The organism is Streptomyces sp. NPDC059452, from assembly GCF_042750035.1.
Lineage (GTDB): Bacteria > Actinomycetota > Actinomycetes > Streptomycetales > Streptomycetaceae > Streptomyces.
Genome location: NZ_JBHYVE010000039.1, coordinates 17267 through 38858 on the forward strand (window position 1 = coordinate 17267; position 21592 = coordinate 38858).

The following is a 21592-nucleotide window of genomic DNA, read 5'->3' on the forward strand; positions in this document are numbered from 1 at the left end:
TCAGCCCGTCGCGGTCGCCGGATCGCTGACTCCCGCGGCCCCCGTCTCCACATGGCCCGCGAACCGGCGCAGGAACCCCGGCTCGCCTCCGACGGTGACGGACACGTCGTACCAGCGCCGCCCCGCCCGCAGGTCCACCGTGCGCGACACGGTGGCCCCCGGCCGTACGGTGACCGTCTGCTCCGCTCCCCCGTAGGCGCTGGCGTTGACGATCGTCAGTACGGCGTCCGTGACACCGGAGTTGGTGAGCGTCAGGTCCAGGTTGCCGCTGGTGGCGTTGTGGCGCGCGGTGGCCTCGGGCCCTGCGGTGGCACCCGGGCTCCGGAACGTACGCAGGAATCCGTTCGGGCCGTGGGCGGTGAGGTCGTGGCTGCCGCCGGACCAGGCGGAGTTCCAGCTGTCGGTGAGCGTCCGGCCCGCGCTCGCGGTGTACGTCCACGGGGCGTCGGTGCGGTTGCCGGAGGTGACGTAGAACTGCGCCCCGGCGGCCGTACCGGGGCTGAACGTCAGCGCGATCTTCCCGGTGGCCGGATCGACGGCTCCGTCGACGTACGGCTCGTACGGCAGCGGCCGGGTCGGCCGGCTCCCGGGCTCCTGGACGGGCATGGCACCGACCGCCGGCGGGGTGGGCCGGTAGTCGGGGTGGCGTTCGCGGTCCGGGGGCTCGTACGCCGAGGTGTCCGGCAGGTCGTCGGGCGCGGGCGCGGTGCGGCCGAAGTCGAAGGCGGAGGTGAGGTCGCCGCAGACCGCGCGCCGCCAGGGCGAGATGTTCGGCTCCTGCACGCCGAAGCGCTGCTCCATGAACCGCAGCACGGAGGTGTGGTCGAAGACCTCGGAGCAGACGTAACCGCCGGTGCTCCAGGGCGAGACGACGAACATCGGCACGCGCGGGCCGAGCCCGTAGGGACCGGGTCCGTACGAGGGTCCGCCCGGGTAGATCTCCGTGGTGGTGTCGGCCGTGGACAGGCCCTGGGCGGGCGAGGCGGGCGGGTAGGGCGGGACGACGTGGTCGAAGAAGCCGTCGTTCTCGTCGTACGTGATGAACAGGGCGGTACGGCTCCACACCTCGGGGTCGGAGGTGAGGGCGTCGAGCAGCCCGGCGATGTACCAGGCCCCGTAGTTGGAGGGGAAGTTGGAGTGCTCGCTGAAGGCCTCGGGGGCGGCGACCCAGGAGATCTGCGGCAGCGTTCCGGCCCGTACGTCGGCGGCGATCTCGTCGAAGTAGCCGCCGCCGGCAGACACGTCGGTGCCCCTGCGCGCCTTCTCGTACAGCGGGTCACCGGGCTCGGCGTTGCGGTAGTTGTGGAAGTAGAGCAGCGAGTTACAGCCGTAGTTGCCCCGGTAGGCGTCGTTGATCCAGCCCCAGCGGCCCGCCGCGTCCAGTCCGTCACCGATGTCCTGGTAGATCTTCCAGGAGACCCCGGCCTGTTCCAGCCGCTCGGGGTACGTCCGCCAGCCGTACCCCTGCTCCTCGTTGCCGAGCACCGGCCCGCCGCCCGTACCGTCGTTGCCGGTGTGACCGGACCAGAGGTAGTAGCGGTTGGGGTCGGTGGCCCCGATGAAGGAGCAGTGGTAGGCGTCGCAGAGGGTGAAGCGGTCGGCGAGCGCGTAGTGGAAGGGGATGTCCTCACGGGTGAGGTAGGCCATGGTGGTGGGGGTCTTGGCCGGTATCCACCGGTCGTAACGGCCTCCGTTGTACGCCCGTTGGCCGCCCGGCCAGTCATGGTTGAGGCCCTGGAGGAACTGCATGCCCAGGTCGTCGGCGGTCGGGTGGAACGGCAGCGTCACCTTGCCCGCCGCATCCGCCTGGTGCCAGACGGGCTTCCCGCTCGGCAGGGTCACGGGCCGGGGGTCGCCGAACCCGCGGACGCCCTTCATCGCCCCGAAGTAGTGGTCGAAGGAGCGGTTTTCCTGCATCAGGACGACGATGTGCTCGACGTCCTCGATCGTCCCGGCGGCCCGGTGGGCGGGGATCGCGGCGGCGCGGTCGATGCTGCCCGACAGGGCGGTGAATCCCGCGGTCGCACCGGCGAGCTGGAGAAAGCGGCGCCGATTCATCTCACTCATGCGTGGGGCCTCTTGGAGTGGGGGAACAGAAGCGAACAGAATGTTCCAAGGGAAACGAACAGAAGGGAAGAGGTCGTGACGGGCCGGTGAATGCGGACCGTACGGCCCGCCAAGGGGGGCCATCCGCGGGCCGGGACAGTTCGAACGGATCAGGCCTGAACCGTTCGGCCGGGGGTATGCGGGTGGAGCGACGGCTGCACGGGGCGGCCGGTCCGGCGGGGGATGGGTCATGGAGCAGTTGATGCAGTTGATGACGAGCGGCACCAGCGGGCAGGACGGGCGGGAGGCCCGCACGGCCGCCGTGCGGGGCAGCGCCGCGTACGAGATGGATTCGGGCGAGATCGCCCGGGCCCGGGGCTTCGTACGGGACTTCCTCACCGACGCCCGGTCGCTGCACGGCCTGCCCGTATCGGCGCGGGCGATGGATGTCGCACAGCTCGTGGTGAGCGAGCTGGCCACGAACGTGTGCAAGTACGCGCCGGGCCCGTGCCTGCTGGACCTCGAAGCGGACGAGGACCTGCTGACCGTCACCCTGTGGGACTCGGGCTCCGTGCTCCCCGCCGCCTCCCAGGCCGACCCCCGGCGCACCGGCCAGCACGGTCTGGAGATCGTCCTCCTGGTCTGCCAGAGCTTCGAGGTGCGCCGCGATCCGGTGGGCAAGCGCGTCCGCGTACAGATCTCGCTGGTCGACGACCTGAACGGGGACCCGGCCGGTCAGACGTCCTGGTAGCGCTCCATGAGGTTCCGCCCGGCATGTTCCGTACGGCATGTTCAACACGGCCGGGCTGGAGCTGAGGGCACGCGAAGAACGCCCAAAGAACAAGGGCCGGTCTCGGATTTCTCCGATACCGGCCCTGAACCACGACTCTCACGAGTCGGGACGACAGGATTTGAACCTGCGACCCCTTGACCCCCAGTCAAGTGCGCTACCAAGCTGCGCCACGTCCCGTTGCCCGTCTGACCTGGGGTTTCCCCTGGCCGAACGCGCATGAGAACAATACCGCACTTGAGCAGGTGGTCACGAACCCCTTTCCCCTCTTGACCTCAACCTTGGTTGATGTTGAACGCTCGGTGGCATGACGAATACGACCGCCGCCCCGGTACGCGGCCTCCCCGGCTTCCACGACCTCGACCGGCTGATCACCCTCATGACCGGCGCCGAGAAGCACGCCCCCGCCGCACATTCCACGACGGACGCCCTATGGGTGCTCTACAGCAGGGTGCTGCGCGGCTTCGGGACGTACGACTCACCGCTCGGCCACCACCCGGACCGGCTGCTCGTCCCGGGCGCGGAGATCGGCAGCGGCTCGCTGGGGCACGGGCTGCCGCTGGCCGTCGGGACCGTCCTCGGGCTGCGCACCCAGGTGCTCACCGACCCCCGGGTGCGGGTGCTGGTGGGGGACGCCGAGCTGGACGAGGGCAGCACCCACGAGGCCATCGCCCATGCCGGACCGGCCGGTCTCGAACAGCTGCACACGCTGGTGATCGACAACTCCTCCGCCACCCACGGCCGGCCCGGCGGCATCTTCGGCACCGCCCACTGGCTGCTTGCCGACCGCGCTCCGCAGCCCGGCGGCGATGCCCTGCCCTTCGACGCGCTGGTCGTCTCCGTCCATCCGGGCGGCGACGTCGAACTCACCGAGCTGAGCGCCGTGCGGGCTCGCTGGCCGCACCTGGACCGCCTGCCTGACGGCGGGTTCGTCGTCGCAGCATCCCGCGCCCGCCGGTACGAGGACGCGGATCAGGTCCAGGTCTTCGACGTGCTCGGCCGCGAGGCCTCCTCCTTCTCCGTCGGGGACGCCATCGAGCACATGCTCGTGGACGAGGCCGGCCATATCTGGGCCGGGCACTTCGACGAAAACCCGGTCGGAATCCGCCGCTGGAGCCCTACAGGCCACATCTACTGGACGTCCGACGGCGCAAGCTCCCTGGCCTCTTCGACTGCTACGCCCTGAACGTGTCGGGCACCACCGCCTGGGCGTGCACGTACACCGACTTCCCGCTCGTCGAGATACGCCCCGACCGGCCCGTGAGGGTGTGGCCGAACCAGGTACGGGGCGCCAAGGCACTGGCCATCCACGGCGAGCGGGTCGCCTTCTACGGCGGCTACGGCGAAGAGGTGGACCGGCTCACCCGCGGAGAACTCACCGAAGCATCCGTCGAGCCAACGGACGTCGGCCTGCTCACCCTGCCCGACGGCCACCTGCCCGGCCGCCGCCGCGCCGTCAGCCGAGGAAGCAGGATCTATGTCCAGGCCGAGCCGTTCACCGCGTGGGGCGTGGTTGACCTCAGCAGCTGAGCCCCGAAAGGAGAGACATGCGGCAAGATGCGGACGCATGCCCCTCTCAGCGCGTTTCACCATGCCGGGCCAGGTCCGGGCTGTGGCCACATCCGACCCCTCTGGGCCACTGACCGTGACCGGTTACGGCCCGAATCCGCTGGCGACCGTCATCACGAGGGTCGACCTTTCAGGCAAGGTGGAGTGGCAGCGGACCTACCCCGGGACAGGCAAGCCGCAATCCCGTCTGGCCACGGACGGCGCGCTGTGGCTCGCCTACCCAGACCGCGACGGTCAGCTCCTGGAAGGTGTTCTGCCGGACGGTTCCACCGGGCCCACCGCCCGCCCGGAGTGCCATGCCGATGAGGAGATCGGCGCATTCGTCCTCCTCGACGACGGGTTCGTCATTTCCTGGGTCAGCGGCTCCCGCATGGTCCGTAGGGAACGAAGCCGACCCACCTCTGTACCGGAGCCTCGCGTGGCCCGGTACACGAGAGAGGGGGAGTGCCTCTGGTCCACGCCGATTGCGCTCGGTGCTGTCTCGTTCCCGGGTGTGGTGGAGATGGGAGACCGGACCGGATGGGAGATCCGGCCGCGTAGACCTTGGGTCCCGGAGGAGATCGGCATTGATCACTGGGAGCCACTGCTCGTATCGGCCGACCGGATCGCAGCCAGTTTCACCGACACACGGGGTGGCATCGGAAGGACGTTCTTCCTCGACCTGGACAGTGGCGCGACCATCTCGGTCACCGCTCCCGCTCCCACAGGCCGAAAGGCGATAGCCGGCCCTGGCCAGTTCCTGCTCGGATCCCAGGGTTACGGTGCCTTCACGACCGGCCGTTTCGGCCGGGACGGTGTCGAAACCGCGCGCTGGGCCAGTCATGGGGCAATGCTCGTCGACAAGAACGGCGGCGTCTGCGGCCCGGAGCTCGAAAACAACCTGCCTTCGCGATCACGCTTCCGGCGGCTCGCACCGGACAACAGCCTTGTGGACGGGCCGCCACTGGCGGGTTACTACACGTCCTACCCCGCGATGGACTGCGAGGGAACCGCGGTGTTCTGGCGAGACGGCAAGCTGCTCGCTGTGGACACGGATCTCGCCGGACACGAGCTATTCGCCATGGATGACAGCCGAGCGGTTGTCGGTCGTGCGCTACTGCTGAGCGAAGGCAATGCAGTCGTCTCCCTGGACAACGAGGTCCTGGTCTTCCGTACACCGCTGGGGTCCCTGGCCGAGGGTCCCTGGCCGTGCGGGGAAGCGAACCTCAGGGGCAATCCTCTCCTGAGCTGAAACTGCCTGCGTGACGGCGGAGGAAACTGAAACTGAAGCTGAGCATGGAGCTGGCAGGACGGGTCGACTACAAGATTCGTTCACAGGACGCGCTCAACAGCCATGTCGCCTCACCCTTCAGGCCCTGGTCGGCAGGCTCCGGACGGGGCTGCGGTGGGTGGTGCTGTCGGTGCGCCTGTCCAGCTCGGTCCGGAGTTCGACGGCGACGCGCTCGCGAAGCCGGTCGTTGTCCTCCCGCAGGGCCTGGGCGGCGGCTTCGGCGTCGCGGTCAGTGGCCATCGTGGGGTTCTCCGGTGCGGGCGTGGGCGGTGACGATGTGCTCCAGGCGGTCGAGCTCGTGCTGTTCGCGGGCGTGTCGGAACGCGGGGGCCAGCGGGTCGTCAACGAGCGGCCGTAGCCGCTCGATCTGGACGAGGACCTGTTCGATGTCGCGGTCGGTCCGTGCGATGTTGACGCAGTTCGGGCGGCAGTCGTCGAGGTCAGGTGTGCGGCGGGTGCTGTCCTCCTCGCTGCGCAGGCGGCAGGCTGCTCGCTTGGGGTCCAGGACGCAGGTCATGCCCTTGCCGGGGAAGATCTGGAGGTCGGGGTTGGCGAGCATGGTGGTGGCGTGCCGCTTGGTGCGCAGGACTCGGCCGGCGAAGCGAGTGGCGGCTTGGACGCGGTGCCGGTAGGTCTCGGCTGCTGGGCCGCTGACCTGCTCGCCTTCACGTAGGCGCTGGTGTGCGTCGGCGAGAGTGTCCAACCGGGCCAGCCAGTCTTCGAAGGCGAGGCCGTCGGGGAAGCCGGAGGCCTAGTTTCCTAATGGTGGAGTCGGGTATTGGAACTGCCCGAATGCCTCCCAGGCCCAAGTGCGGTTGGCGGCCTGAGGAGGCCCGACCGCCTCGCTCCGGAACCTGCGGTGCAGCAGGGGGACTACCGGGTGTGCTCAATGGGATGCAGGACAGCGGCGTCGCAGTCACAGGGAGTAGACACACCACAGAAGTTGGACCAGAACCTGAAATCCAGCAACAGCCGCTTGTGGCTAGAGACCGCCACGACACCCTCGACGGCTGGACGGTCAAGGTCCCGGGCCACCCGGACGAGGCCGAGGCGCTGCTGCGGGAGGCGGTGGACGGCGACGACCGGGTGTACGTACGCCTCTCGCTCCAGGCGAACCGGGAGGCGCGGCCGGTGGGCGCGGGCACCGGGTTCTCCGTGGTGCGCGAGGGGCGGGGCGGGACCGTCGTCGCGGTCGGCCCGATGCTCGACAACGTCCTCGCGGCCACCGAGGGGCTGGACGTGAGCGTGCTGTACGCGACGACCGTGCGGCCGTTCGACGCGTTGGGCCTGCGCCGGGCTGTGGACTCGGGGGCGGGTCCGGGGCTGGGGCTGGGTGCGGGTCCGGGACCGGGTGCCGATGTGGTGATCGTGGAGCCGTATCTGGCGGGCACGTCGACGGCCCGGGCGAACGACGCGCTCATGGAGCTGCCGCACCGGGTGCTCGGCCTGGGGGTGGGGCGCGCAGAGCTTCGGCGGTACGGGCAGATGGACGAGCACCTGGCGGCGCACGGGCTCGACCCGTGGGGGCTGCGGGAGCGGATCACGGGGTTCCTGCGGGCCTGAGACGGCGGCCAAGCCCCCGCCGGGCGGACCCGGGCGGCCTCTGCTCCGTACGCACAGGGACTCCATACGCACAGGACTCCGTACGCACGAGACTCCGCCCCACGGACTCCGTACCCACGGGGCAGCGTGCCCATAGGGCAACGTACCCATGAGGCAACGTGCCCCCGGGGCAGCGCCCGGCCCCTCTCCCCACCAGGCAGCGCCCCCTCAGCCCTCCCCCGGCCGCTCCAGCTCCGGATGCGCCGCCCGCAGCCGGCGCGGGGCGACCTGGCACCAGGCGTCCGCGAGGATGGCGGCGAGCTCCCCGGCGTCCTCCAGTGCGGTCAGCCGGACCCGCATCCAGGCGTAGTGGTCGTCGTGCCCCTCCTTCAGGAAGAACTTCTCGGGCTCGGCGGCGATCAGCTCCGCCCGGTCCTCCTTGGGGCACTTCACCCCCATGGCCGTGTCGTCGTCGCCCAGCGAGGCGAAGATCTTGCCCGCCACCCGGAAGGTGGGCTGCCCCCACGCGAGCTTCTCGCTGGTGCCGGGCAGGGACAGCGCGGCCGAGCGCACCTCGGCGGCGGTGACGGGGGCGTCGTTCCTGGCGGTCATCCCGGTGCTCCGATCCGGTGGTCCCGGCGGCCGATGCCGGGCTTCGACCGTAACGCCCGGCACTGACAACCACCCGGCGTCCGCCGCAGACCTGGGCCGGACCTGACCGGCCGGACCGTGCGACGCCTCGGACCGAACCGGACAAGCCCGCAGACCGGGCCCCCCCTTCAGCCGCGGGCGGCGAGGAGTTCGCCGTACCAGGCGAGGGTGGCGTCGACAGCTGCCTCCAGTGGCGTGGGCGTCAGCCCGAAGGCCTTCTCCATGGCCGAGGAGTCGACGATCTGGGCCTCGGTGTGCTGGTAGAACATCTCCGCGTACTCCGCCATGAAGGCCTCGTCGAAGGGGCCGAACGGGCGGGGTTCGGCGATCACGGTCAGCTCCAGCGGACGGCCGGTGCGCTCCTCGACGAGGGCCAGGATCTGGCGGGTGGTGCGCGCCGGGGCGGTGGGCAGGTGCCAGACCCGGCCGTCGCCCTCGGGGCGCTCCCCCAGGGTGGCGAGCCCGGCGGCGACATCCCCGATGTACGTGTAGCTGTGCGGCAGGTCGATGTCGCCGAGGGCGGGGACCGGCCGGCCGGTGAGGGCGGCGGGGAAGACGGCGCCCCCGAGCGTGGAATTGAGGACCCCGGGGCCCACGAAGTCGGCGGAGCGCCCGAGGACGACGGCGAGCCGGCCCTCGCGGTGGGCGGCGAGATAGCGGGCGTCGAGCTCGGCCCGCATGCGGCCCTTGCGCGTGGTCGCGTTCCACGGTGAGTCCTCGGTCATCACCGCGCCGTGCGTCTCGCCGTACGGGTAGAGCGTGTCCAGGACGACGAGCCGGGCCCCCTCCCGCTCGGCCGCGCCGAGGACCGCCTCCTGGATCTTCGGCATCACCTCCACCTGGAGGTGGTAGCCGACGTTGACGCAGTGGTACACGACGGCGGCCCCGGCCACGGCCGCGCGGGCCCCTTCGGGGGTGGCGACATCGGCGGCGTACCGTTCGACGCCCTCGATCGCCGGGCCGCCGCCCGACCGGGAGACGAGCCGGACCGGGTGGCCCCGGCGGACCAGCTCCGTGGCCAGGGCCGTACCGGCGGGTCCGGAGCCGAGAACGGTGTGCCGTGCGGGTGCGGTGGTCATGGTGTTGCCCCTTCGGGATCGGTCCGGCGGTCGGCCTGTACCGCGTCGTCCTCGTCGCGACGTCGATACAGCCACTCACTTCCGTTAGAGACTGTAACCCTCGCAATGATTCATCGCAATAGCGCTTGTTAGAATCTATAACAGGCAGGAGTGAGCTCGGCCGGTGAAAGGGGTGCCGCGATGGAACGGACCCAGCAGGGACCGCGCGCCCGCTACCGGGAACAGACCCGCGCTGAGATCAAGGACGTGGCGCTGCGCCAGCTCGCGGAGGGCGGCGGCGCCCTCGCACTGACGCGGATCGCCAAGGAGATGGGGCTGTCCGGCCCTGCCCTCTACCGCTACTTCGCCAACCGGGACGACCTGCTCAACGCCCTGATCCGGGATGCGTACGACGATGCCGCCACCGCCATGGCACGGGCGGCGGCCCGCTCGACGAGGGATGCACACGGCACCCGCGCCCGACTGCACGATCTGGCCGAGGCGTACCGCGCCTGGGCGATCGCCGAACCCCACCGGTATCTGCTGATCCAGGGCGCCCCGGTGCCCGGCCATGTCGCCCCGGCCGACACCCTGGAGCGGGCCCGTGCGGTGTTGGGCCCCTTCCTGCCGCTCTTCGCCGCCGGTGAACCCGGTGCCGCGGTGGCCACCACGGTGGACGAGATGACGGCCTGGCTCGCGGCGGACGCGTCGGTGGGGGCGTGGGTGGCCCGGTACGCCCCGGAGGCGACGGGGGCTCCGAGCAGCGCTGACGGCACGACCACGGCGGCCGGGGACGTCCGGGCCGCCTCGGCACTGGCGGGCGCGGTGCTGGCCTGGGCGCAGTTGCACGGGTCGGTGAGCCTGGAGGTGGCCGGTCAGTTCGCCGGGATGGCGCACCAGGGGGCGACGCTGCTGGGCGCCCAGATGGAGCTGCTGGCGGACGCGTTCGGGCTGGAGTGAGGCCGGACGGGCGGGCAGGCCGCAGGAGGCCGGACGGGCGGGCCGGTTGAGGCCTCACGGGTCACAGTGAGGCCGCACGAGTCGCCCCGTACGCCCTGGGAAGCCGGTCAGGGGTGCCGGTCTGGGAAGCCTGTCAGGGGTGCCGGTCAGGGGTGCCGGTAGCCCTCCCGGTGGTCGATCTGCCGGACGAGCTCCTGGGCGAGGGACTTGATGGTGTCCAGCCCCGCACGTCCCCAGGGGCGCGGCACGGTGTCGACCGCGCAGACGGTCCCGAGAGCGATCCCCGTACGGTCGATGAGCGGGGCGCCGAGGTAGGAGCGGACGCCTATGTCGTCGACCACCGGATTTCCGGCGAACCGTGGATAGTCGCAGACGTCCTCCAGGACCAGGGCCTTGCGCCGCACGACCACATGCGGGCAGTAGCCGTGGTCACGGGCCATGTACCGGGCGCCGCGGTGGCCGCCCGCCGCGACGGCCCCGAGCTCCTGGCCGCCGCGGTTCCCGGCCGGGGTGTGCAGTCCGGCGAAGAACTGCCGGTTCTCGTCGATGAAGTTGACCATGGAGAAGGGCGATGCGGTCACTTCGGCCACCCTGTCGGCAAAGGCGTCGAAGTCGTCGAACGAGGCGTCGGGGCGTTCCCCGAGATCCAGCCTCCGCAGCCGTTCCGCGCGGGCCGGGCCGTCCCGGTCGGCGGGGGTCAGCAGCATCCGGCCGGTGGCGAAGGACGTCACTGGTGGGCCCCGAAGGCCTGGAGCGGTGCGGGCGCCGAGGTGGCGTTGATCAGATGCTGTACGAGGGTGACCAGCGCCCCCGTACTGGAGCTGGCGATCCGGGCGTCGCACAGGACCACGGGCACCTCGGGTCCGAGGTCGAGCGCGGCCCGGATCTCGTCGGGTTCGTAGCGGTAGGCGCCGTCGAACTCGTTGACCGCGACGATGAAGCCGATGCCGCGCCGCTCGAAGAAGTCCACGGCGGCGAAGCACTCCGCCAGCCGCCGGGTGTCGGCGAGCACCACGGCGCCGAGGGCGCCCTGGGAGAGCTCGTCCCACATGAACCAGAACCGTTCCTGGCCCGGCGTCCCGAACAGGTACAGGACGTGCTGTTCGGAGAGGGTGATGCGGCCGAAGTCCATCGCCACGGTGGTGGCCGTCTTGGACTCGACGCCCTCCAGGTTGTCGGTGCCCACGCTGACCTGGGTCAGCAGCTCCTCGGTGCTCAGCGGGGCGATCTCGCTGACCGCGCCCACGAAGGTCGTCTTGCCGACGCCGAATCCGCCCGCGACCAGGACCTTGAGGGCCACGGGGAAGAACTCGGTGGTTCCGGTACGGTCAGAGCTGTCGTCGTAAACCATCGAGCACTGCCTCCAGCAGGGATCGGTCGGTGGGTGTGTCGTGGAAAGCCGGGGCGTGCGCGGTGACCGCGCCGCAGTCGACCAGGTCGGAGAGGAGGACCTTGGTGACGACCGCGGGCAGCTTGAGGTGTGCGGCGATCTCGGCGACGGACATGGGCCCCTCGCACAGCCCGAGGGCCACGGTGTGTTCGGGGCCGAGGTGGATGTCGGGTTCGATGCCCGTGGCCATGACCAGGGAGAGCAGATCGAATCCGGTGGACGGCCGGGTCCGGCCGTTGCTGACGGTGTACGGGCGGATCAGCCGGCCGGCCGCGTCGTCGAGCAGGGGCCCGTCCTGCGGGGCCGGCATCCTCACAGCCCCGGGGTGAACGGCGTCCCGGCCGGCTGCCGGAGCGGGGTCATCAGATAGGGGCGGACGCTCTTGACCAGCATCGCCATCTCGTAGCCGAGCACCGCCGCGTCCGCCTCGCGTCCGGCCAGGACAGCGAGACAGGTGCCGGAGCCCGCGGTGGAGACGAACAGGAGCGTGGAGTCGAGTTCGACGACCACCTGCCGTACGTCACCGTTGTCCCCGAAACGCGCCCCGGCACTGCGGCCGAGGGAGTACAGCCCGGCGGCCAGGGCGGCCATGTGGTCGGCGCTGTCCGGGTCCATGCCGTGGACGGATTTCACCAGCCCGTCGGCGGAGAGAAGTACCGCGCTGCGTGTGTAGGGCACGCGTTGGACCAGTCCGCTCAGCAGCCAGTCCAGGTCCGAGACCTGACCGGACGCCATGTCGCTCGCCATCGTGTCTACTCCTTGAAGGTCGTGTCTTTACGGGGTTCCGGCACGGCGTGGCCCGGCAGGAAGGGGTCGGCCGGAAACGCCTGGGCCGGGCGGGCGGTCTGCGGGTGGTGGCCGGGGTGCGCGGGCGCTCCGGGCGGGGTGGCGGCTCCGCGTACGGGGGTGGTGGTGGCTCCGCGTACGGGGAGGGGGGCGAGGGTCTCCAGGGGGGCGTCGAGCGCGGAGGGCGTACCGCTGCGGCCGCCGTAACCGGTGCCGTTCTCCTCCTCCTGGGCGTTCTGTGCCTCGGCGAGGTCGACACCGCGCCGGAAGGCGGCCATGAGACCCGGATCGTGGAGGGCGTGCTCGTCCTCGACCCGGGGTGCGGGCGCCTCCCGCAACTGCGGGACGAGGTGTTCCTGGTTGGCCCGCTTGGGCAGCTCGGGGCGGGCGGCGGGCGGGGCGGGGCGGTCGACCCGCTCCGGGATGAAGGCGGGCGGCGCGGACCGGTCGGGGACGGACGCGGCGGACTGGGCCGGTACGGGCCGGTCGGGGGCGGACATGGCGGACGCGGCCGTTACGGGCCGGTCGGAGGCGGATGCGGCGGGCGCGGGCCGGTCGGGAGCCGACGCGGGCGGTGCGGGCCGATCGGTCCGCTCGGCGCGCAGGGGAAGGGGCGGGGCCTCGCCGCGCGGCTGCTGCGGACGGCTCTCCGGCGCGGCATGGGCGTGCGAACCCGGCGCCTGGGCGTCGCGCGGGTGACCGGCGGGCACCCCGCCGGGGGCCGCGTGGACCGCAGGCGTACGGCCCGCCTGTACGGGCGGGGGTACGGGCGGCCCGTCCTGGGCGGGCGGCCGGTGCACGGCTCCGGGCGGCGGTACGGGGGCGGCGCCGGGCGCGGTGGCGGTGTCGGGGTCGGTCCCGAGGAGGTTCTGCGGCAGGACGAGCACCGCCTGCGTGCCGCCGTAGATGTTGCTCTGGAGGCGGACCGCGATGCCGTGGCGGCGGGCCAGGGCCGAGACGACGAACAGACCGATCCGGCCGTCCTGGAGCAGGTGGGCGACGTTGACCTGGTCGGGGTCGGAGAGGAGGGCGTTCATCCGGTTCTGCTCGTGGTCCGGCATCCCGAGGCCGCGGTCCTCCACCTCCAGGGCGAGACCGGCGGTGACGCGCTGGACGCGCAGCAGGACCTGGGTGTGCGGGGCGGAGAACACCGTGGCGTTCTCGACCAGTTCGGCCAGCAGGTGGATCACGTCGGCGACGGCGTGGCCGCGCAGGGTGCCCTCCATCGGCGGGACCAGCTTGACCCGGGGGTACTGCTCGACCTCCGCGATGGCCGAGCGCAGCACCTCGGTCATGGTGACCGGGTTGCTCCACTGGCGCCGGGAGACGGCCCCGCCGAGGACGGCGAGGTTCTCCGCGTGGCGGCGGATGCGGGTGGCCAGGTGGTCGACGTGGAAGAGGCCCTTGAGCAGATCGGGGTCCTCGACCTCGTGTTCCAGCTCGTCGAGGATCTGGATCTCGCGGTGGACCAGGGACTGCAGCCGCCGCGCGAGGTTGACGAAGACCTCGACCTTCTGCTCGTTGCCCGCGGAGCTGAAGAGCTGCGAGGCCTGGACGACGGCGGCCACCGCGGCGTCCTGGGCCCGTCCCATCTCCTGGGCGAGCAGGTCGAAGGCGTCGCCCTCGGAGGCGGGCGGCGGCGGGGGGCGCCGGGTGGTGACGGGCTCTCCGGCGCGGAGCTGCTCCACCGCCCGCTGGATCTCGGCCTGGCCCTGGGCGCTGGCGCGGCGGAGCGACAGCGCCCGGTCGAGGACGCCCCCGGCCACGCGGTGGGCGCCGAGGTAGGCGGCGGCGACGGCGGCGACGGCCAGGGCGGCCGATCCGCCGAGCGCGGCCCACAGGCTCGGGGACGGGTCGACGGCGCCGTCGCGGATCGTGAAGATGACGGCTGCCGCGCCGCTGAGCAGGGCGGCGATGGTCGGCAGCAGTGCGGTGCGCAGCAACTGGGGGCGTATGCGGGACTCGACGGAAGGCTGTGCGGCACGCGGCCTGCTCGTGGCCGAGTGGGCGCGCGCGCCGGGGCGGCCGTGGCGCCCGCCCTCGCGGCGGTCCGGTCGCGCGGCGGGTGCGCGAAGTTGAGACATCAGCGTCCTCGGTACAGGGGGCACCAGGAATCGGCGTTCCTGTCGGCTTTCTTGCGGTGGCACCTACGGGGTCGGTCGGACTCGGGTCATCGGCCGGGCAGGCCCGAAGGAAAGCGTGGGAGCCCCGCGTTGATCACCGAGCACACACGGTAGTCGCGACCGACCTGTGTGCGACGGGCAGTTGTAGAACTTGCCCGCCATCCGTCCCGCTCTGGTATGACCTCTCGCACGGGCGCCCGATTACTCCGCATTGACCCCGGACCGCCCCCACCCCCGGGGCTCCGGACGGGACCACCTGAACGATGATCGGACCGGTGCGGCTACCATATGAGCGCCGCCTAGCTCGAAAGATAAACACGTGACTGTCAATGACGACTCGTTCACCAACTGGATGCACCGCGAGGAGATCGCGGAGTCGATGATCCCGATCATCGGGAAGCTGCACCGTGAGCAGGACGTGAACGTCCTGCTGCACAGCCGCTCCCTGGTGAACAAGTCGGTGGTCAGCATCCTCAAGACCCACCGCTTCGCCCGGCAGATCGCCGGTGAGGAGCTGTCCGTCACCGAGACGATGCCGTTCCTCAAGGCACTGACGACGCTGGATCTCGGCCCCTCCCAGATCGACATCGGCATGCTGGCCGCGACGTTCCGCACCGACGGCCGCGGTCTGACGGTGGAGGAGTTCACCGCCGAGGCCGTCGCCGGGGCGACCGGCGCCAACAAGATCGACCGCCGCGAGTCGCGCGATGTCGTCCTCTACGGCTTCGGCCGTATCGGCCGCCTCATCGCCCGGCTCCTCATCGAAAAGGCCGGCTCCGGCAACGGACTGCGGCTGCGCGCCATCGTCGTACGCAAGGGCTCCGGCCAGGACATCGTCAAGCGCGCCTCACTGCTGCGGCGCGACTCGATCCACGGCCAGTTCTCGGGCACGATCACCGTCGACGAGGCGAACAGCAAGATCATCGCCAACGGCAACGAGATCAAGGTGATCTACTCCGACGACCCGACCTCGGTGGACTACACCGAGTACGGGATCAAGGACGCGATCCTGATCGACAACACCGGCAGGTGGCGCGACCGCGAGGGGCTCTCCAACCACCTGCGCCCCGGCATCGCCAAGGTGGTCCTGACCGCCCCGGGCAAGGGCGACGTCCCCAACATCGTGCACGGCGTCAACCACGACACGATCAAGGACGACGAGCAGATCCTGTCCTGCGCGTCCTGCACCACCAACGCGATCGTCCCGCCGCTCAAGGCGATGGCGGACGAGTACGGCGTCCTGCGCGGCCACGTGGAGACCGTCCACTCGTACACCAACGACCAGAACCTGCTGGACAACTACCACAGCTCCGACCGTCGCGGCCGCTCGGCAGCGCTGAACATGGTCATCACCGAGACCGGCGCCGCATCCGCCGTGGCCAAGGCGCTGCCCGACCTGGACGCGCCGATCACCGGCAGCTCCATCCGCGTCCCGGTGCCGGACGTCTCGATCGCGATCCTGAGCCTGCGGCTGGGCCGTGAGGCCACCCGCGAGGAGGTCCTCGACTACCTCCGTAACGTCTCGCTGGCCTCGCCGCTCAAGCGTCAGATCGACTTCATCAGCGCCCCCGACGCGGTCTCCAGCGACTTCATCGGCTCGCGCCACGCCTCGATCGTCGACGCGGGCGCCACCAAGGTCGACGGCGACAACGCGATCCTCTACCTCTGGTACGACAACGAGTTCGGCTACTCGTGCCAGGTCATCCGGGTCGTCCAGCACGTCTCCGGCGTGGAGTACCCCACATACCCGGCCCCGGCCGTCTGACCGGGAGAGGGCCCCTCCGCCAGGAGAGGACCGCACCACCGCACGGCTTCACGGGCCGGCACCTCCGTATCCGGGGTGCCGGCCCGCTCGTGTCCGGCTCCCCCGCACAACGTGCCCGGCCCCACACCCTCGCCTGTTGCAGGACCGGAGGCACTCCGGGACAGAATGGGGCTCTGCCCTGCACAGTTCTGAGCGCAAGGAAGCCCAATTCATGACAGACAGACATGATATGGATGAATTGCATGGTGACCACGGTTCCCTGGCAGCGCAGTTGCGTTTACTGCGTACGCGCCGTGGCCTGACCCTCAGTGCACTGGCCAAGCGCACCTCCTACAGCCGGTCCTCCTGGGAGCGCTACCTCAACGGCAAGGCGCTGCCGCCGAGAACGGCGATCACCGAGTTCGCGGCAGCCGTCGGCGTCCCGGCGACCCCGCTCCTGAGACGGCGCGAGGAGGAGCAGGAGCATCGGAGACCCGGTTTCCGGAACACCCTGCTCCACCGCGAACCGATGGAGCCCGGCGGGACCGCCCACCACAACGGCCCGGGGCGCGACGGTCCGAGTCGCGACAGCCAGGCCAACGACGGTCAGCCGGGCGGCAGCCAGGCGCTCGACTGCCAGGAGCATGGCGGCCAGAGGCATGGCGGCCAGGGGCACGACGGATCGGCGCCGGACGAGGGGGAAGCCTCCGCGGGGGCCGACATGTCGACAAGTCAGGGGGCCTCGGGGGACGGTGAGGCACCGGGAGAGGTTACGGGGACGACGCCCGGCGGTCCGGTGAGGACGGGGGCGCCGGACAGCGCGCCCCAGCCGTCCCGGACGAGAATGACGCTCGTCTCCGCGGCCTCCGCCTGCACGGCGCTGGCGGCCGGAATCCTGATCGGGGGCTGGATATTCGGCGGCAGTGACGCCGAGGGCCAGAACCGGGAGAAGGCACAGGGCGATCCCCTCTGTCTGGAGTTCGAATGCCGGGACAAGGACTCGCAGCGGATGGGGTGCCACATCGGGGCCTGGACGTCCGCCGCGACCTGGTCGGGCCGCACCTACATCGAACTGCGCTACAGCCCGCGCTGCCGGGCCGCCTGGGCGCGGATCACCGATGCCCATGTCGATGACACGGCACGGGTCGTGGGCTCCCGGGGGGTCAGCAACGAGCGCTCGGTGACGTACGAGAACGACACCTACTCCCCCATGGTCGAAGCGCCCTACCCGGCCTCCGCGCGGGCCTGCGGGGTGATCCAGGGGAAGGAGACCTGCACCTCGGCGGGCGGGCCCTCGCCCATGCCGCCCGCACTCACGGACGAACGCGAACCGGCCCGCAGGCCCGCGCCGACGGAGAGCGGCTGAGGATCTCCCTGCCGGTCGGCAGGCACTGGCCGGGCCAGGTCAGAGCCTCACCGGCCCGGGGGGGGGGGGCCCCCCCCGCCCCCCCTCCCCGGGCTTCTCCCGCAGTTCACCGCTCCCCCGCCGTCACCGCTCGCCCGCCACATCGAGGTCCCGCCGCACGACCGGTTCGCCGCCCGGAACCGCGTCCGGTGTGGCGGTGGTACGCCACTGCGGGGCCGCCATCGGCGCGGAGACCGCCCGCCACCAGGGCTCCACCGGAAGCGTTCCGGCAGGCTCGAAGGGTTCGCCCGGCCGGGGGAACGCCGCCGCCTGCTCGGCCTCCTCGGCGGCGTCCTTCGTCCACTCGCCGGGCTCGGCCCAGGCGTGCGGGGCGAGGTTGAAGGTGCCCCAGTGGATCGGCAGCATCACCCCGTGCGGGCGGCCGCCCTGGAGGTCCAGGTGGGCGCGCATCCCCTCGGCGGGGGTCATGTGGATGTCCGGCCAGTACTCCGAGTAGGCGCCGATCTGGATCATCGTGGCGTCGAAGGGGCCGTGCTCGGCCCCGATGTCCTGGAAGCCGGGGAAGTAGCCGGTGTCCCCGCTGTGGTAGATCCGGTGCTCGGGGCCGGTGACGGCCCAGGAGGCCCACAGGGTGTGCTGGTTGTTGCGCAGGCCCCGGCCGCAGAAGTGGCGCGCGGGGGTGGCGGTGAGGCTGATCCCGTTGACCTTCGCCGTCTCGTTCCAGTCGAGCTCGCGCAGCCGGTCGGGGGCCACTCCCCAGCGCTCCAGATGGGCGCCGACACCGAGCGGCACGGCGAAGACGGTGTCCGTGCCCGCCAGGGCGCGGATCGTCGGCAGGTCGAGGTGGTCGTAGTGGTCGTGGGAGATCACCACCACGTCGACGGGGCCGAGCGTCGTGAGCGGCACGGGCACCGGGTGCAGCCGCTTGGGCCCGACGAACGGGAACGGGGAGCACCGCTCGCCCCAGACCGGGTCGAACAGCACCCGGCGGCCGTCGATCTCGGCGAGGACGCTGGAGTGGCCCATCCAGGTCAGCCGGAGCCCGGTGGCGGGCGGTGCGGCCAGATCGGCGAGGGTGGTGGCATGGACCGGCACAGTGCCCGCCGGCGCCCTGCGGACCCGCTGCTCCTTCTGGAAGTAGACCTTCGCGAACTCCAGCGTGGAACCGGACGGCCTGGTCCGGGCACCCAGCGGATTCTGGAACACCCCGTCGGCGAAGTTCGGCGAGCTGAGGATGCGCTGCATCCGTGCTCCCGCCGGATCGGCCCCGAAGGGCTCGGAGCGCATCGAACGCAGTTTCGTACGGAAGGGGACAAAGTAGTCGGCGCCGGTCACAACATCTCCTGGGGGAGTCGGTGTCGTCCCATTATCGTCGGACTGTCCGACAGGGCGAGAGGATCGCGGTGAACGGAGCAGCGGGTCCGGTGGGGCGGCTCAGCCACGCGGCTGCCCGTAGACGTGCTCGATGTGCAGCGTGAGCAGGACCCTGCCGTCCTCCACCATGGCCCGCCGGTAGTCCTCCCAGTCCGGGTGCTCGCCCTTCACGTCGCGGTAGAGCGTGATCAGGGCCTCCACCGTGGCATCGTCCCGCTCGGCGGCGGGCGGGGTCAGCTCGGCGGTGCCGTCCACGACGGTCCAGGCCCAGCGGTCCTCGCTCGTGACGTGGTAGCTCGCGCGGGGGTCCCGCCGCAGGTTGCGGGTCTTGGCCCGGCCCTCGGTGATCGACACCCGGATCACCTGCTCGTCGGGGTAGTAGGAGTGGTTGACGTTGGACAGCTGGGGCCGCCCGTCCCGCTTCTGGGTGACCAGCACTCCCCCGTCGTACTCGCCCACAAGGCGGAGGAGCGCTTCCTGTGCCGGTTCGAATGACGTCATGCAGGGTCCAACGTGGTTGCCGCCCCCAGGATTCCGGGCCCGGCAGCCTCCTCGGGACCGTCACATCCGGGAGCCCCCATCGCGTCGCACTGGTGACGGCAGGCGCTCCGGTGACCGGCAGTGACCGGAGCATTGACTAGGGTGGTCGCGTGGCTAGAGTCCGGTTGAACGTGGCGGAGCGGCGTGAGGAGCTGTTGCGGGCGACGGTCGAACAGATCGAGATCCGCGGGGCGTCCTCCGTGCGGATCGCCGATGTGGCGTCCGCGCTGGGGGTGAGCAATGCGCTGGTCCTCTACCACTTCTCGACCAAGGAGAGGCTGGTGGCGGCGGCCTTCGCGTACGCGGCCGAGGCCGACCTCGCCCATCTGCGCAAGCTGCTGGCCCGCCGTACCACCGCCGTGCGGCGGTTGCGGTCCGCCGTGCGGTGGTACGCGCCGACCGGGCAGGCCAAGGGGTGGCGGCTGTGGATCGAGGGGTGGGCGGCGTCCCTGCGGGAGCCCGCCCTGCGCGAGGTCGCGGGCGACCTCGACCAGCGGTGGAAGGCGGAGCTGGCCAAGGTCATCGAGGAGGGCGCCGCGGCCGGTGAGTTCCGGTGCGAGGACCCGGTGGCGGCGGCCTGGCGGCTGACCGCCCTGCTGGACGGTCTCGCCGTACAGATGACCTCGTACGCGGGTCCGCTCTCCCGGTCCACGATGCTGCGCTGGACCGACGAGGCCCTCGCCCGCGAGCTGGGCATCGACCCCACCGCGCTGACCGGCTGAGCCGCCGACCGGCGAACGGGCTGAGCGGCCGACCGGCTGAGCGGACAGCGGGCCGACGGCTGTCAGCTGTCTGCTTTCGGCTGTCGGCTTTCGGGTCAGGTCTGGCGCACCGGGGCGTAGGCGGTGCCGTCCAGGCCGAACGTCCAGGCGACCCCGTCCTTGGCGGTCCGCGTCGCGGGCGGTACGCGCAGCCAGTACGTGCGGTGCGTGCCGTCCGGCTCCGGGGTGGAGTTGACCACCTCGACCATCACCACGTCCTCGTCCCCGTCGAGCGCGATGCGCCAGAGGATGCCCGTCTCGTCGCGGTGGACGGGCTGGGCCCCCGACTCCGTGAGGTAGCGGTCGTAGCCGTAGTACTCCAGCATCACGCGGCGCAGCTCCGCGTTCTCCTCCTCCCGTATGCGCCGCGGGGTCAGGACGGCCAGCTCCGCCAGGAACGCGGCGGGCACCGGCATGCCGCGCCACGCGTACAGGGCGAACCCGTCCCCGTAGGCGAGCGCCGGCCCCTCTCCGTGGTCGAGCCTCCCCGCCTCGTCGCGGTGCAGGACCCCGGGCCGCTCACTGATCACCACGGCCCTCTCGTACGGCCACCACCAGCCGGCGTTCCGGGCGACCTCGGCCAGGCCGGTGAGCCGGTCGCCGCGCCCGTCGAAGGCTGCGAGCCAGGCCGCGTCGTGCTGCCCGAGCACCGCGTCGAGCAGCACCAGCCGCACGGCCCCCTCGTCCTCGGGCCGCGGTGCCAGGTCGGCGACGACACCGGACCGGATGCGCTCGGCGAGCGCGGCCGTGGTCTCCCAGAGCTGGGCCCCGGTGGCGGACCAGAGGGCGGACCAGCCCGCCGGGCCCAGCTCGTCGTACATCCGGCGGCGCTCCTCGGCCCACGGCCGGGTGCGGACCTCCTCGCGCACCGACCGTCCGGCGTCGGCCAGCTTCTCCACGATCTCGACGGCCGCCCGGGGCGAGGGGGCCCAGACGATCCGCTCGGGCTCGGCCAGTCCGGCGGTGCGGTAGGCGCGCCGCACGCCCTCCTCGGCGGCCGCCCGGTCCGCCGCTCCGGTCGCCGCCGCCACGTCCCGCCAGGAATTCACGTGCTGCATCGGTTGTCCCGTCCCCTGTTCCTGTGTTCCTGATTGCTTGTGGTGCTTGGTTGTCGTGCTCTGTCGTCGTGCTCAGTCGTCGTGCCTGTCGTCGTGCTCGGCCCGTTGCCGGAGTCCGTACGGGAGGTCAGTCAGCGACGATGCGGATCGCGCCGGGCGCGTACTCCCGCTGACGCACCACCCGGAACCAGCCCTGCGGCAGCGGAATCGTGGCGTGCTCCTCGTGCACCACCCGCCCGCCCTCCGGGAGATGGAGCAGCATCGGGCCGAAGGGGCCCGCCTCCCGGATCAGCCGGCCGGGTCCCTGCACGGCGTGCGCGTGTCCGGTGACCTCCCCCAGCGCGAGCACCAGCCGCCCCCGCCCGTCGCGCAGTTCGCCCGGAGCCTTGAGGAAGGGGGCGGGCACGGCCGACTCCTCCAGCGCCATGATCAGTACATCGCCCTGCCGGTACACAGACGTCTCCCCTCGGTCACGGCACCCGCTTTGCCGTCCACGGGAAAAACGCTACGGGCAGGGTCTGACAACGGGCCCTCACGGCGGCCCGGAGCGGTCCCGGTCACCGC

The 21592-nt window shown here is 71.5% G+C and carries 21 protein-coding genes, 1 tRNA gene and 2 pseudogenes; 9 read left to right on the forward strand and 15 right to left on the reverse strand.

Translation table 11 applies throughout. The features are described 5' to 3' along the window. Nucleotides 1–2067: a phosphocholine-specific phospholipase C gene (locus ACFW9Z_RS32920; protein ID WP_384646650.1), complete on the reverse strand. Its 2067-nt coding sequence runs from the start codon at nt 2065–2067 to the stop codon at nt 1–3. Nucleotides 2068–2296: 229 nt separating this feature from the next. On the opposite strand from ACFW9Z_RS32920, the gene ACFW9Z_RS32925 reads away from it, so the two are divergent. Next, nucleotides 2297–2797 (forward strand): ATP-binding protein, encoded by a 501-nt coding sequence (locus tag ACFW9Z_RS32925; protein ID WP_384646652.1) that lies wholly within the window; start codon nt 2297–2299, stop codon nt 2795–2797. A gap of 145 nt (nt 2798–2942) precedes the next feature. Here the strand turns inward: ACFW9Z_RS32925 and ACFW9Z_RS32930 are convergent. Further along, a tRNA-Pro gene (locus ACFW9Z_RS32930) sits at nt 2943–3016 on the reverse strand. A 127-nt stretch (nt 3017–3143) separates the two neighbouring features. Here ACFW9Z_RS32930 and ACFW9Z_RS32935 point away from each other — a divergent pair. The 3 genes and pseudogenes from ACFW9Z_RS32935 to ACFW9Z_RS32945 all read left to right on the forward strand — a co-directional run. Next, nucleotides 3144–3689 (forward strand): annotated as a pseudogene (locus ACFW9Z_RS32935) (transketolase); the annotation flags it as partial. A 335-nt stretch (nt 3690–4024) separates the two neighbouring features. After that, nucleotides 4025–4366, forward strand: a complete 342-nt coding sequence (locus ACFW9Z_RS32940; RefSeq protein WP_384646654.1) for a hypothetical protein — start codon at nt 4025–4027, stop codon at nt 4364–4366. 82 nt (nt 4367–4448) lie between these two features. After that, nucleotides 4449–5636 (forward strand): hypothetical protein, encoded by a 1188-nt coding sequence (locus tag ACFW9Z_RS32945; protein ID WP_384646656.1) that lies wholly within the window; start codon nt 4449–4451, stop codon nt 5634–5636. Nucleotides 5637–5753: 117 nt separating this feature from the next. On the opposite strand, the gene ACFW9Z_RS32950 is transcribed toward ACFW9Z_RS32945, so the two are convergent. Both ACFW9Z_RS32950 and ACFW9Z_RS32955 read right to left on the reverse strand, forming a co-directional pair. Continuing rightward, on the reverse strand, nt 5754–5915 hold the full coding sequence (locus tag ACFW9Z_RS32950) for a hypothetical protein (protein WP_384646658.1): 162 nt from the start codon (nt 5913–5915) through the stop codon (nt 5754–5756). Further along, complete coding sequence (locus ACFW9Z_RS32955) at nt 5905–6378, reverse strand: hypothetical protein (RefSeq protein ID WP_384646660.1); 474 nt, start codon at nt 6376–6378, stop codon at nt 5905–5907. The genes ACFW9Z_RS32950 and ACFW9Z_RS32955 overlap by 11 nt, the downstream gene beginning before the upstream one ends. Nucleotides 6379–6671: 293 nt before the next feature. Here ACFW9Z_RS32955 and ACFW9Z_RS32960 point away from each other — a divergent pair. Beyond that, nucleotides 6672–7238, forward strand: a pseudogene (locus ACFW9Z_RS32960) (transketolase); the annotation flags it as partial. Nucleotides 7239–7445: 207 nt separating this feature from the next. Here ACFW9Z_RS32960 and ACFW9Z_RS32965 read toward each other — a convergent pair. Then, complete coding sequence (locus ACFW9Z_RS32965; RefSeq protein WP_384646662.1) at nt 7446–7829, reverse strand: MmcQ/YjbR family DNA-binding protein; 384 nt, start codon at nt 7827–7829, stop codon at nt 7446–7448. Between the two features lie 167 nt (nt 7830–7996). Then, nucleotides 7997–8947, reverse strand: coding sequence for an NAD-dependent epimerase/dehydratase family protein (locus ACFW9Z_RS32970; RefSeq protein WP_384646664.1), 951 nt, complete (start codon nt 8945–8947; stop codon nt 7997–7999). 180 nt (nt 8948–9127) lie between these two features. On the opposite strand from ACFW9Z_RS32970, the gene ACFW9Z_RS32975 reads away from it, so the two are divergent. Continuing rightward, a complete protein-coding gene (locus ACFW9Z_RS32975; protein ID WP_384646666.1) occupies nt 9128–9886 on the forward strand; it encodes a TetR/AcrR family transcriptional regulator in 759 nt (252 codons plus the stop codon). Between the two features lie 146 nt (nt 9887–10032). Here ACFW9Z_RS32975 and ACFW9Z_RS32980 read toward each other — a convergent pair whose 3' ends face one another. The 5 genes from ACFW9Z_RS32980 to ACFW9Z_RS33000 are packed head-to-tail and all read right to left on the reverse strand — an operon-like array spanning nt 10033 to nt 14146. Beyond that, nucleotides 10033–10617 (reverse strand): GAF domain-containing protein, encoded by a 585-nt coding sequence (locus ACFW9Z_RS32980; RefSeq protein WP_384646668.1) that lies wholly within the window; start codon nt 10615–10617, stop codon nt 10033–10035. Then, a complete protein-coding gene (locus ACFW9Z_RS32985; RefSeq protein ID WP_384646670.1) occupies nt 10614–11237 on the reverse strand; it encodes an ATP/GTP-binding protein in 624 nt (207 codons plus the stop codon). The genes ACFW9Z_RS32980 and ACFW9Z_RS32985 overlap by 4 nt, the downstream gene beginning before the upstream one ends. Then, the gene (locus ACFW9Z_RS32990) at nt 11215–11586 is read right to left on the reverse strand and encodes a DUF742 domain-containing protein (protein WP_384646723.1); all 372 of its coding nucleotides are present in this window, start codon (nt 11584–11586) and stop codon (nt 11215–11217) included. The genes ACFW9Z_RS32985 and ACFW9Z_RS32990 overlap by 23 nt, the downstream gene beginning before the upstream one ends. 2 nt (nt 11587–11588) lie before the next feature. Beyond that, nucleotides 11589–12023 carry a roadblock/LC7 domain-containing protein gene (locus tag ACFW9Z_RS32995; protein WP_384646672.1) on the reverse strand — a complete coding sequence of 145 codons (435 nt, stop codon included), beginning with the start codon at nt 12021–12023 and terminating at the stop codon, nt 11589–11591. Between the two features lie 5 nt (nt 12024–12028). Beyond that, nucleotides 12029–14146, reverse strand: coding sequence for an ATP-binding protein (locus tag ACFW9Z_RS33000; protein ID WP_384646674.1), 2118 nt, complete (start codon nt 14144–14146; stop codon nt 12029–12031). A gap of 358 nt (nt 14147–14504) precedes the next feature. On the opposite strand from ACFW9Z_RS33000, the gene ACFW9Z_RS33005 reads away from it, so the two are divergent. Both ACFW9Z_RS33005 and ACFW9Z_RS33010 read left to right on the forward strand, forming a co-directional pair. Next, complete coding sequence (locus tag ACFW9Z_RS33005; protein ID WP_384646676.1) at nt 14505–15950, forward strand: glyceraldehyde-3-phosphate dehydrogenase; 1446 nt, start codon at nt 14505–14507, stop codon at nt 15948–15950. Between the two features lie 229 nt (nt 15951–16179). Beyond that, nucleotides 16180–17295 (forward strand): helix-turn-helix domain-containing protein, encoded by a 1116-nt coding sequence (locus ACFW9Z_RS33010; RefSeq protein ID WP_384646679.1) that lies wholly within the window; start codon nt 16180–16182, stop codon nt 17293–17295. Between the two features lie 123 nt (nt 17296–17418). Here the strand turns inward: ACFW9Z_RS33010 and ACFW9Z_RS33015 are convergent, their stop codons facing one another. Continuing rightward, entirely contained in the window at nt 17419–18630 is a 1212-nt protein-coding gene (locus ACFW9Z_RS33015; protein WP_384646681.1) for an MBL fold metallo-hydrolase, read from the reverse strand. Between the two features lie 99 nt (nt 18631–18729). Beyond that, a complete protein-coding gene (locus tag ACFW9Z_RS33020; protein ID WP_384646684.1) occupies nt 18730–19170 on the reverse strand; it encodes a PPOX class F420-dependent oxidoreductase in 441 nt (146 codons plus the stop codon). 149 nt (nt 19171–19319) lie between these two features. Between ACFW9Z_RS33020 and ACFW9Z_RS33025 the strand changes: the two genes are divergently transcribed. Then, on the forward strand, nt 19320–19931 hold the full coding sequence (locus tag ACFW9Z_RS33025) for a TetR/AcrR family transcriptional regulator (protein ID WP_384646685.1): 612 nt from the start codon (nt 19320–19322) through the stop codon (nt 19929–19931). Between the two features lie 95 nt (nt 19932–20026). On the opposite strand, the gene ACFW9Z_RS33030 is transcribed toward ACFW9Z_RS33025, so the two are convergent. Together ACFW9Z_RS33030 and ACFW9Z_RS33035 are read right to left on the reverse strand one after the other, a co-directional pair. Then, nucleotides 20027–21028 carry a DUF6745 domain-containing protein gene (locus tag ACFW9Z_RS33030; protein ID WP_384646687.1) on the reverse strand — a complete coding sequence of 334 codons (1002 nt, stop codon included), beginning with the start codon at nt 21026–21028 and terminating at the stop codon, nt 20027–20029. Between the two features lie 127 nt (nt 21029–21155). Next, nucleotides 21156–21482, reverse strand: a complete 327-nt coding sequence (locus tag ACFW9Z_RS33035) for a hypothetical protein (RefSeq protein ID WP_311603243.1) — start codon at nt 21480–21482, stop codon at nt 21156–21158. Nucleotides 21483–21592: the final 110 nt, after the last annotated feature.

What these genes read in the sequence shown, in the direction of transcription:
- ACFW9Z_RS32990 (WP_384646723.1), bottom strand. Translation starts at nt 11,586, where the DNA reads ATGCCGGCCCCGCAGGACGGGCCCCTGCTCGACGACGCGGCCGGCCGG.
- ACFW9Z_RS32925 (WP_384646652.1), top strand. Translation starts at nt 2,297, where the DNA reads ATGGAGCAGTTGATGCAGTTGATGACGAGCGGCACCAGCGGGCAGGAC.
- ACFW9Z_RS33010 (WP_384646679.1), top strand. Translation starts at nt 16,180, where the DNA reads ATGGATGAATTGCATGGTGACCACGGTTCCCTGGCAGCGCAGTTGCGT.
- ACFW9Z_RS32920 (WP_384646650.1), bottom strand. Translation starts at nt 2,067, where the DNA reads ATGAGTGAGATGAATCGGCGCCGCTTTCTCCAGCTCGCCGGTGCGACC.
- ACFW9Z_RS33030 (WP_384646687.1), bottom strand. Translation starts at nt 21,028, where the DNA reads ATGCAGCACGTGAATTCCTGGCGGGACGTGGCGGCGGCGACCGGAGCG.
- ACFW9Z_RS32950 (WP_384646658.1), bottom strand. Translation starts at nt 5,915, where the DNA reads ATGGCCACTGACCGCGACGCCGAAGCCGCCGCCCAGGCCCTGCGGGAG.
- ACFW9Z_RS32985 (WP_384646670.1), bottom strand. Translation starts at nt 11,237, where the DNA reads ATGGTTTACGACGACAGCTCTGACCGTACCGGAACCACCGAGTTCTTC.
- ACFW9Z_RS32965 (WP_384646662.1), bottom strand. Translation starts at nt 7,829, where the DNA reads ATGACCGCCAGGAACGACGCCCCCGTCACCGCCGCCGAGGTGCGCTCG.
- ACFW9Z_RS33000 (WP_384646674.1), bottom strand. Translation starts at nt 14,146, where the DNA reads ATGTCTCAACTTCGCGCACCCGCCGCGCGACCGGACCGCCGCGAGGGC.
- ACFW9Z_RS32970 (WP_384646664.1), bottom strand. Translation starts at nt 8,947, where the DNA reads ATGACCACCGCACCCGCACGGCACACCGTTCTCGGCTCCGGACCCGCC.
- ACFW9Z_RS33020 (WP_384646684.1), bottom strand. Translation starts at nt 19,170, where the DNA reads ATGACGTCATTCGAACCGGCACAGGAAGCGCTCCTCCGCCTTGTGGGC.
- ACFW9Z_RS32975 (WP_384646666.1), top strand. Translation starts at nt 9,128, where the DNA reads ATGGAACGGACCCAGCAGGGACCGCGCGCCCGCTACCGGGAACAGACC.
- ACFW9Z_RS32995 (WP_384646672.1), bottom strand. Translation starts at nt 12,023, where the DNA reads ATGGCGAGCGACATGGCGTCCGGTCAGGTCTCGGACCTGGACTGGCTG.